Source organism: uncultured Dialister sp., from assembly GCF_937959425.1.
GTDB lineage: Bacteria > Bacillota > Negativicutes > Veillonellales > Dialisteraceae > Dialister.
Map to the genome: position 1 here is coordinate 1 of NZ_CALGPS010000042.1, position 10,102 is coordinate 10,102.

Annotated in this window: 6 protein-coding genes; 3 read left to right on the forward strand and 3 right to left on the reverse strand. The window is 56.3% G+C overall.

What is annotated here, in order from left to right:
* Positions 1-161: 161 nt before the first annotated feature.
* On the reverse strand, positions 162-1,694 hold the full coding sequence (locus tag Q0482_RS01905) for a hypothetical protein (protein WP_299142651.1): 1,533 nt from the start codon (positions 1,692-1,694) through the stop codon (positions 162-164).
* Positions 1,695-2,455: 761 nt separating this feature from the next.
* Here Q0482_RS01905 and upp point away from each other — a divergent pair.
* Entirely contained in the window at positions 2,456-3,079 is a 624-nt protein-coding gene (upp, locus tag Q0482_RS01910) for a uracil phosphoribosyltransferase (protein ID WP_299142654.1), read from the forward strand.
* 320 nt (positions 3,080-3,399) lie between these two features.
* Here upp and Q0482_RS01915 read toward each other — a convergent pair whose 3' ends face one another.
* Positions 3,400-4,848, reverse strand: coding sequence for a right-handed parallel beta-helix repeat-containing protein (locus tag Q0482_RS01915; protein WP_299142656.1), 1,449 nt, complete (start codon positions 4,846-4,848; stop codon positions 3,400-3,402).
* Between the two features lie 110 nt (positions 4,849-4,958).
* Here Q0482_RS01915 and rarD point away from each other — a divergent pair, with 110 nt between their 5' ends.
* Together rarD and Q0482_RS01925 are read left to right on the forward strand one after the other, a co-directional pair.
* On the forward strand, positions 4,959-5,852 hold the full coding sequence (rarD, locus tag Q0482_RS01920; protein WP_299142658.1) for an EamA family transporter RarD: 894 nt from the start codon (positions 4,959-4,961) through the stop codon (positions 5,850-5,852).
* Between the two features lie 970 nt (positions 5,853-6,822).
* On the forward strand, positions 6,823-7,377 hold the full coding sequence (locus Q0482_RS01925) for an NAD(P)H-dependent oxidoreductase (protein ID WP_299142660.1): 555 nt from the start codon (positions 6,823-6,825) through the stop codon (positions 7,375-7,377).
* Positions 7,378-7,436: 59 nt separating this feature from the next.
* On the opposite strand, the gene lpdA is transcribed toward Q0482_RS01925, so the two are convergent.
* Positions 7,437-8,798: a dihydrolipoyl dehydrogenase gene (gene lpdA, locus Q0482_RS01930; protein ID WP_299142663.1), complete on the reverse strand. Its 1,362-nt coding sequence runs from the start codon at positions 8,796-8,798 to the stop codon at positions 7,437-7,439.
* Positions 8,799-10,102: the final 1,304 nt, after the last annotated feature.

Sequence of the window (10,102 nt, forward strand, 5' to 3'; positions counted from 1 at the left end):
CCGGGTCTGGGCTTTCACCAGACTATACTATACACGCCGAACTGGCGCACAACTTGAGAACCCTCGGAGTGACAGCCCCGTCAAACTTTAGAACCCGGGCCGCGAAGCAGTCCTCTCCACATAAAAAAGCGGCGCCGAGGCGCCGCTTTTTCTGTATTTCCTTATGCTTTCATTTCTGTACCGTCGGCCAGTTTGATGGTGTGGCCGTTGTAGTTGATGGTGCCCAGGTTGGTAACCGTGGTGACTTCGCTGTCTTCAGTGAGGTTCCAGGTGGAGCCTGCTGCGATGAAGATGTCGGCGTTGGTGTGGTAGGCAGCGCCGTTCTGGGCGTTGGGGACGATGTGGATGGCTCCGTTCCAGGTGGAGCCGTCGGTGATGTTCATGTTCACGTCGGAGATGGAGTCGACGAGGATATTGCCGGTGAGTTCCTGTTTCACAAGTACAAGCTGCATGTGGCCGCCGTTGCTTCCGGGGTCGCCCCAGCCGAAGGAGCCGTCGTTGCCGGTAACGGTGAATACAGGGAGAGAAGCATCCTGCTGGATGGTGGTGTTTTCCAGGGTCACTCTGCCGTGGGTGCTGGTGACGTAGAACATGCCGCCTTTATGGGAAATAAGGGTGGAGTCTTTGGCGTTGAACTGCTGGGTGCCCATGGTGCCGATGGCGGATTCGTCGGAGTAGAGGACGATGTTGTAGGGCACGGAGTTTGTTTCATTGCCTTCCAGGGTGGAGCTTTCCAGGGAAAGGGTGTCGTTATTTTTAATGACTGCCGCTTTGGTGGCCTGGGCGTTCACGGTGCTTCCGGTCAAGGTAACGTCACCGGCGGTGTATACGCCGTGGGATTCCTGGCCGGTGGTGGTGAAGTGGCTGTTTTCCGCCAGGATGATGCCGCCGTTTTTGGACACTTTAATGGCCGGGGAGCCATAGCCGGTGGTGGAAGCGGTGGTGTTGGCCAGTTTCATCATGGCTTTTTCTGCTGTTTCTGCTGCCGGCGCAAAGTTTCCTGTGGTGGAAATCGCAGCATTGGTGAGATTGATGTAGGTGCCCTTGCTGTAGCCGTAGGCGGCGGTGGCACCGTTTCCGGTGGTGGAAATCTTAGCGTCGGTGAAGGCGCCGTGACCGCCGTGGGTAACGAGGAGGGCGGCGTTCTTGCCGTAGAGGTCGGAATTGGTGACGTCGTCCACATCACCGGATTTGGTGAAGGTATCGCCTTTGGCGCTGATGTAGGCCATGGATACGCGGAGGGCGTTTTCATTCGGTTTTTCGGAAGTATAGGTCATGCCGTCGTAGGTACCGTCACTGTCGATTTCATTGGCGGTGTCCCCCTGGTCGGCGGTGTACTTGGCCGCGGGAGCGGGCTCGGGCTCCGGTTCCGGCTCAGGCTCCGGCTCCGGTTCGGGAAGGGGTTCCGGCTCAGGAGCAGGCTGTTCCACCACCGGCTTCGGCGCTTCCGGGGACAGGTTCTTGAAGGTGCCGTCCTGTACGGATTTTTCAACATCCGGCAGTGTCAGGGACAGGCCTTTCAAAAGGGCGTCGGTGTAATTCACCTCCGGTGCTTTGGCAGCCGGAGCTGCTGCTTCGGCGGAGCTGTCCTTTGCAGAAGCAGCTGCTGCAGCGTCTTCTGCAAATACGGAAGAAACTCCGGTACCGGCAATAGCCAGGGCGCAGAGCAGGGCAGTGATTTTTCTATATTTCATAGATTTCCTCTTTTCTAAACAAAGTTCTGAAAAACCTATATTATCATAATCCAATAGTTTTATTTTACATCAATTACCAGTGATTGTCATGCTTTTTTTGTAATGGGCCCCTGCGGGGCCCCGGGGCCAGAGGGGAAGGTTGACGGGGCCGTCGGCCCCGCAGGTTATGGCCGCCTGTCGGCGGCAGCACTGCCTACGGCAGTGAAAACCAAACAACCGGGCCTCCGGCCCGATGGAAATGCACCCCTATCCCCGCCTGCTAAGGCGGCTGTTTTGTTTTTCCTCGTCCGACGATTAGCCACCTCCGGTGGCTTTCCCCCCTTTGGTGCCTTACGGCACCACCTTCGCCACGGTGTGCGGGGGCACAACACCCCGTGCTATGCTTTGTGCCACCTTTGAGATAATAGTCTCGCGAAGCTTTATTGTCCCACCGCTTGCGGGGGGAAGGTGGTGGCGCCAGCCACCAAAGGGGGAACGCATTTCCCTCGCCCGCCGGGGCGGTTGGCCTGTTTTCCTTTCGACCTTCAGGTCGGTTGTAAAGGTTTTATCATAAGAGGCGGCTTTATAATTTTAAAGCCGCCCACTACAACCCTCACGCCGAAGGCGTGTCAAACCCAGAACCCTCGGGGTGGCAGCCCCGTCAAACTTTAGAACCCTCAGCCGTGAAGCGGCTGTCCCCATTTCCCCCTGCGCCTTTTTCCTATTTGTGCTAAAATAGTATGGGTAAATTCGCTGATTCTATTTCATTGAGGGAGGCCATTATGCAGATTCATATTACTGATCATCCGCTGATTCAGCACAAGCTGACCATTATGCGTTCCAAGAACACCAGCTCCGGGGAGTTCCGCCGTCTTTTGAAGGAAATCACCCTTCTTATGGGCTATGAGCTCACCAGGGATCTGCCGCTGGAGGATATTGAAATCGAGACGCCGCTGGAGAAGGCCCGGGGCAAACGGGTAGCGGGCAAGAAGGTAGGGATTGTTCCTATTCTCCGCGCCGGTTTCGGCATGGTGGACGGTCTTCTTGACCTTATGCCCTCCGCCCGTGTCGGTGTCATCGGTCTGTACCGCGACCCGGAAACCGCCAAGCCGGTGGAATATTACTGCAAGCTGCCGGATGTGGAGAACCGTGATTTCATCCTGGTGGACCCCATGCTGGCTACCGGCGGCAGCGCCGTGGCTGCCATCGATATGATGAAGAAGAGGGGCGTGAAGAATATCAAGTTCATGTGTCTCGTAGCCGCTCCGGAAGGGGTGGAGGTCGTGAACAACGCGCACCCCGATGTGCCGATTTTCACCGCTTCTCTGGATCGCCAGCTGAATGACCACAAGTACATTCTCCCCGGTCTGGGAGATGCAGGGGACCGCATTTTCGGAACGAAATAAATGAAAAAGACTGTGAGGAAATGATTGACATTTCTTCACAGTCTTTTTTTAGGAAGTTTCCTGCCCGGCATGACGCTATAGCAAAACATCGCGGCAGGAAACTGTCCGGCCGGAGATTTCTCGACTTCGCTCGAAATGACGAGGCAGCGTAGTGCCGATGTGACTCATATCGACAGGAAACTGTTTACGAAAAGTTTCCCACCCGGCATGGCGCTATAGCAAAACATCGCGGCAGGAGATTTCTCGACTCCCCTCGAAATGACTGTAAGGCGTCTGACCGTCTGACCGTCTGATTGTCTGACCGTCTGACAGCGTTTCTATTATTTTTTCAATACGGTCAATGTATGTCCGTTGGTCACGATTTTTCCTTCGCTGCGAAGGGTGTGGACCGTGGAGTCTCCGGTCATGTTCCAGGTGGCTCCTTTTTCGATGGTGAGGTCTGCGCCTGCGTCTTCTTTGCTTGCCTTGTCATTTTTCTCCTGAAGCAGGGCGCCGTCCCAGCGAGAGTTTTTACCGAGGGTCATGGCGAGGCGGGAAATGGAATCTACCAGGATATTTCCTTCCAGCTGCTGGTTTTGAGCGGTGAAGAGGGCCCTGCCGCCATTGGCACCTGCTTTCCCCCAGCCCCGGGCACCGCTGTTTCCGGAGACCCGAAGGAGGGCGCCGGCGGGGTCTTCGTTTTTGATTTTTACGTTATCCAGATGGATGGTGCAGTCCGTATTGGTAACGTAGAAAATGTCCCCTTTTTTAGAAATCAGGCTGCCTCCTTCCATGGAGAAGGAGGAGGTACCCTCTTCCGCATCACCGCTCATGGACTGGTAAATCATGACGGTGTGCACGTTTTCTTCCCTGATGGTTTCCTTCCCCATAACCCGGGTGTCAGCCATATTTCCTGTGAGGCGGCAGTTTTTGAGGGCAATGCTGTTCTTTCCTTCAATGACGGCCCCTTCGGAGCGGGAGGCGGAAAGGACGGCTCCTTCTATAGAAATATCTGCGGTGGAGTAAATGGCGGGAGAGCCGTATCCTGCAGTGTAGAAAATGCCTCCTTTTACAGACACCGTGCCGCCGCCCCGGTCGGAGCGGATGGCGGCGGAGGAATTGCCCTTTGTGTAAATGGTGAGGTTTTCCGCCTCTGTGGCCGCGCCGCCGGTGGTCTGGATGCCGCCGGAGTTATGGTCTTCGGTGATAATCTTCACATTCCGGGCGGTGATTTTCGTACCTTTACCGTAGCTGAAAAGGCCGTTGCCGTTAGGCGCCGCGCTGTGGACGGATGAATCTTCTATGGTGACCTGGGCGCCGTCGGTGGCAAGGAGGGCAGCGTTCATGCCGTAGAAATCGCCGCCTTCGGTGCTGGAGGAGTTTCCTTCCTGCTTCATGATTTCCACATTCTTTAAGGAAACCGATGCACCGGTGACGCGAAGGGCGTTTTCATCATTGCCGGTGGAGCCGAAGACCTGGTCCTCCACGCTGCCGTTTTCCGTCATATTTCTGGCGGCACTGCCCTGGGTGATGTGGTCCGGCGGGTTGAAGCCTCCGGGAGGCGGCGTCATAGGTGCCTCTCCCTGCGGAGGCTGGGGCGCCTGCTTTGCGTTGTCTGCAGGGACGGCCACCTTGGTAATGGTAATATCCTCTACCCGATTCTGGAGGTTCCAGGTCATGGCATCGGAAAAACGCTTGGGCAGGATACTGTCCTTTTTGTCTGCCGCCTGGGCTGCTCCGGTGGAAAGAAGAAGGGCACAGGCCAAGAGGACTGTTATTTTATATTTCATAGAACTCACTCCTTATGCTGCATAACTGTCTGTATTATATCATACTGGCCACGGCCCCATTTCAGGGATATAATGGTATCATTACGATTTCAAAAAGGGAGATGGTTCATTTGACGGAATATAAAAAGGGACTTGTGGCAGCCCTTTCCTGCTATATCATCTGGGGCGTGCTTCCGCTGTACTGGAAGCTTCTGGAGGGCACCGGCGCCTATGAAATACTGGCGCACCGCATTATCTGGTCCTTCGTCTTCATGACCCTCCTCCTTGGGGTCCTGGGCATGGGTCCCCTCCTGTCCTCCACCATCAGGGATTTCCTGCATGACAGGATGAAGGGACTCCTCATGGTATCCGCCTCCCTTCTCATCACTGCCAACTGGTGCATCTTCATCTGGGCCGTCACCCATGACCACATCGTAGACTCCAGCTTCGGCTACTATATCAATCCCCTGGTGAGCGTGCTGCTGGGCGTCCTCCTCTTCCATGAAAGGCTGTCCAGGCTGAAATGGACTTCCATCGCCATCGCCTTTCTGGGCATTACCGGCATGTCCCTCCAGCTGGGCCGCCTGCCCCTGGTATCGGTGGGCCTTGCCCTCACCTTCGCCCTCTACGGCGCCGCCAAGAAAAAGCTCCACATCAATCCTTTCATCAGTATCACTCTGGAGACCCTGCTTGTCCTGCCCATGGCCCTTGGATACGCCCTGTGGCTTTATCAGACAGGAGAAGGCCACTTCCTTGTGGGAAGCAGCATGACGGACCTACTCTTCGTAGGCGCCGGTATCGTCACCGCCACGCCGCTGGTGCTTTTCTCCACCGGCGCCAATCATCTTCCCCTGAACGTCCTTGGCTTCTGCCAGTACCTCTCCCCCAGCCTGTCCCTGCTCCTTGGCATCTTCCTCTACCACGAACCCTTCAGCATGGTGCAGCTTACGGGATTTGCCACCATATGGACGGCGCTTCTGGTATTCTCTATTTCCGATTTCAGGGAGCATAAAACAAAAGGTTGACGGGGCCTTCGGCCCCATGCTTTTATTGTGCCCCCGCTTGCGGGGGAAAGGTGGTGCCGCAGGCACCAAAGGGGGCGGGGCCGAAGGCCCCGAGGGTTTTTAAGATTGACGCCCGCGAAGGGGGCGAGGGTTCTTAGGTTTGACGGGCCCTGCGGGCCCGAGGGTTGTGGTGGCGGCTGACGCCGCAGATTTAAGAAAAGGGGCGCGGCTGGCGCCGCGGGTTGTGTAGAAGGGTTGTGAAGGGAAAGGTTCTTAAGATGGATGGGCCTTCGTCCCAAGGGTTCTTAAGTTTGACGGGGCCTTTGGCCCCGAGGGTTGCGGATTGCCATAGGCAATACTTATAAAGTCAGCGTTACGGGATTGTCGTTATAGGTCATATAGCTTGATACGCATTCTGCTGACTGGCTCGCTGCGCTCGCCACCCCCTATCCGAGCTACGCCGGACTTCCCCCTGTTCAGGGGGAAGAATAGGTTTCTATGCTTTCCTGAAGAGACATGGCTCCATGGCTAAGCACCCATAGTCCCACCGCTTGCGGGGGGAAGGTGGTGGCGCCAGCCACCAAAAGGGGAATGCATTTTCTCGCCCGCAGGGCGGTTGTATGGTTTTCGCCGCCAAAGGCGGCATTTATACTGGCGCCCCCAAGGGCGCCGTACCTCGCCAGCGCAGCGATACTATATACCTCCCGAGGGCGGAGCCCTCAACCCGCCTGTAAGGCGAAGCCGATCACAGGCAGAACCCTTGGCGCCCAGGACCAAAGGCCCGGCGGCGCCATCAACCCTTGCGGCGAAGCCGCGTCAACCTACGGGAATACTGGAAAGCGCCGCCCAGGCCCCGGTCCCGATCTCGACCGTGCCGAAGGCGCCTGAACCCTCAAGCCCCAAAGGGGCTTGTCCCTATTTCCCTCTTTCTTCTTTTCTATGCTACAATATAGACAGCTTTGAATCATGTTGATAAAAGGAGGTCCTGTGTATGTCTAAGATTCTTGTTGTATCCGGTCATCCGCGGCTGGATCAGTCGCTGGCTAACAAAACCATTCTAGAAACTCTGAAGGCTGAGGGGCCGGAGTTTACTCTGCTCCGTCTGGATGAGGAAGGCTGGGAGCCAAAGGTGGAAAAGGACCAGGCTCTTCTGAAGGATGCGGATGTCATTGTGTTCCAGTTCCCCATTTTCTGGTATTCCTATCCGTCCCTCATGAAGCACTGGGTGGAAGATGTATTTGCCCACGGTTTTGCCTACGGCACTGCCGGCACGGCGCTGAAGGGGAAGAAGTTCCAGATTTCCTTTACCACCGGTTCCCCCGCCAGCGCTTACAAGGTGGGCGGCCCCAACGGCCATCCCATGGAGGAATTCCTCTACAATTTCCAGCAGATTGCGGCTCTCTGCGGTATGGAGTATGAGGAACCCATTTACACCAACGGCTGCGCTTACATTCCCGGCGTGAGCCCGGAATTTGTGAAAGACCGGGTCATCAAGGACTGCCAGGCCCATGGTGCCAAGCTGGCTGAAAGACTGAAAGCACTGTAACAGACCATGTAAAAAGCGCCCTTTCTCTTTTGAGAAGGGACGCTTTTTTCTGTGCGCTTTTATTTGGGAAGGAGGCTTTCTGCCACTTTTCCCAGAGATTCTTCCACTGAGGGATGGGGACGGATGATTTTGAGGAAATCTTCCACAGTGAGTTGGTTGGCAATGGCAAGGGATATTTCGGAAATCAGGTTATCTGCGCCGCTGCAGAACAGTTGCCCGCCCAGAATATGATTTTCTTCATCGGCAAAGAGCTTCATGTATCCCCCTTCATCGGCAATGAGGCTTTTGGCATTGCTGCCCATGACGATGCGGCTTGTCTTTAGGGGAATGCCTTCCTTTTTGGCCCTGTCTTCAGAAATCCCTACGGCTGCGATTTCCGGAATGGTATAGACACACTGGGGTACCAGGTCCATGGCCACGGAGCATTCCTTTCCTGCAATAGCCGCAGCCGCTGCCTTTCCTTCCGCTTCCGCCGCATGGGCCAGCTGGATGCCTCCATAGACGATATCGCCGATGGCATAGATACCGGGCACGGAGGTTTCAAAATGAGAATCCACCTTGAAGCAGCCCCGCTCCATATCCGCCTCCATGGGAAGGAGGCCCTTCGTTTCCCCGTGGCGGCCGGTGGCGATGAGCACGGCATCGGCAGGAAGGGATTCTTCTTTCCCGGAGAATTCGTAGGTCACGGAAAGGGCGCCGTCCTTTTCCTCAATCTTCCTGACGCCCGCCTTTGTAATAACCTTGATTCCCTTCTTCCGGAAAAGGGCAGCCAGGTGGCGGGACAGGTCCGTATCAAAGGGAGGAAGAATCCGGGGCATCATTTCCACAATGGTCACCTCTGCCCCGAAGGCTCGGTAGGCTTCGGCGAATTCCACGCCGATGACACCGCCGCCGATGATGACAAGGCGGCGTGCCTCCGGCAGCTTTTCCAGCAGGCTGTCACTGGTGTAGACACCGGGAAGGGTGCTGCCCGGAATGGGCGGAACGGAGGGGGCGCCACCGGTGGCAAGGACGATATGGTCTGTCTCCAGCTCTTTCCTGCCCTCTTCTCCTTCCACTTCCACCAGGGAAGAAGAAATCACCTTTCCCGTGCCATAGTACACATCTACCTTATGCTGCTTTAACAGCTTTGCTACGCCGCTTCGGAGGGTGGAAACCACATCAGCAGACCGTTTCCGGAGCCCTTCAAAGTTCGCCTCTCCCTTTCCATCTTTGATGCCGAAGAGGGATGATTTATGGAGATTCTCCAGAAGACCTGCGGTGAAGAGGAGCGTTTTCGTGGGAATGCAGCCCCTGTTGAGGCAGGTGCCGCCCAGTTCACGCTTCTCCACCAGCGCCGTCTTCAAGCCGTAACCGGCGCAGCTGAGGGCGCAAACATAGCCTCCCGGCCCGCCGCCGATAATAATGACATCGTATTTCATAGGCATGCCTCCGTTGATTCAATGATATGAGGAATGTTTCTAGTTTTTGGTTTCTTTGGGGAAGGGTTCAGAGGGTTCAGAGGGTTCAGAGGGGAAGGTTGACGGGCCCTGCGGGCCCGAAGGTTGTGGCCGACATCCGTCGGCGGGTTGTGTAGAAGGGGGGGCGACGGCCCTTTGGGCCGAGGGTGGTGGTATCGCCCTTTGGGCGATGAGTATGAAGTCAGCGTTACGGGACCTGCATTTGTGGCACTATGGCTCCCCGTCATTTCGAGCGGAGGTCCAAGCCGGTATGAATCCCATAGTTTCATGGAGCTGGTGAAACGGAGTCGAGAAATCTCCTGCAGAATGCTGCCTTGCGGCAGTCACGACCGCATAGAGTATCATTTCGACTTACCGCATCGTACACCCCTGCGCCGCTAACGCGGCCCTCTTCACCGGTCAGCCGGACAAAAGGAAGGCCTCTCTAAATTTCTCGTTTCCCCTTGAGGGGAAGTGCCGCGGAGCGGCAAAAGGGTGTACGAGGGTAAGAATAATTATGATACTCCTTCATCAGTTTATGCAGGGCCAACTTCGACTGACTCGGAGACCCCTATGCAGGGTCTCCGCCTCAAGGGGACGCAAGACGTTACGGGGCTTGCTTTGTGCTACATAATTCGTGCTAAACATTCTGCTGAGTTGGCCACGCACGGTCAGCCAGTTAAAAGGAAGGCCCTTTTATGGGCAGGCTAAGGGCCAACTTTGGCTGACTCGAAGACCCTATGCAGGGTCTTCGCAGTGGCCTTTCCCCCTTTGGTGCCTGCGGCACCACCTTTCCCCCGCTGTGCGGGGGCACAACAACCCGCGAGGCACCTTCTCCCCATAAGTTGCACTAAATACAGAGCCGCTAGAATCTCCCCCTCCGGGGGAGACGCCGCCGAAGGCGGCAGAAGGGGTGCATTTCCACGCGCCGCAGGCGCGGTTGCATGGTTTTCCCACGCCCGCAAGGGCGGTTGTAAAGGTTTTATACATACTGGCGCCCTTCATTATTTAAGAGGCGCCCACCAAGGTCCCGATCTTCGATCCTCGATCCCAGCCGCCATGCAGCTGCGCGCCCACCGAGGCCTTTCCCCTGAGCGAAGCGATGCAACCCTTCTATACAACCCTTGGCACCGAGGGCCGTCAGGCCCGATGGATGCCATATGCCCCTCTGCCGCGCAGCGGCAGGCCCCTTCGGGAATACAGCCCACTACAATCCTCAGCCGCCAACGGCGGCTGTCAGTTGAGTAGACGGAATCAGATTACTCTGTCCGCCCCTCACAGAACCG

Excerpts from the sequence above, each read along its gene's own strand:
- Q0482_RS01905 (WP_299142651.1), bottom strand. The coding sequence starts at position 1,694 with ATGAAATATAGAAAAATCACTGCCCTGCTCTGCGCCCTGGCTATTGCC.
- upp (WP_299142654.1), top strand. The coding sequence starts at position 2,456 with ATGCAGATTCATATTACTGATCATCCGCTGATTCAGCACAAGCTGACC.
- Q0482_RS01915 (WP_299142656.1), bottom strand. The coding sequence starts at position 4,848 with ATGAAATATAAAATAACAGTCCTCTTGGCCTGTGCCCTTCTTCTTTCC.
- Q0482_RS01925 (WP_299142660.1), top strand. The coding sequence starts at position 6,823 with ATGTCTAAGATTCTTGTTGTATCCGGTCATCCGCGGCTGGATCAGTCG.
- lpdA (WP_299142663.1), bottom strand. The coding sequence starts at position 8,798 with ATGAAATACGATGTCATTATTATCGGCGGCGGGCCGGGAGGCTATGTT.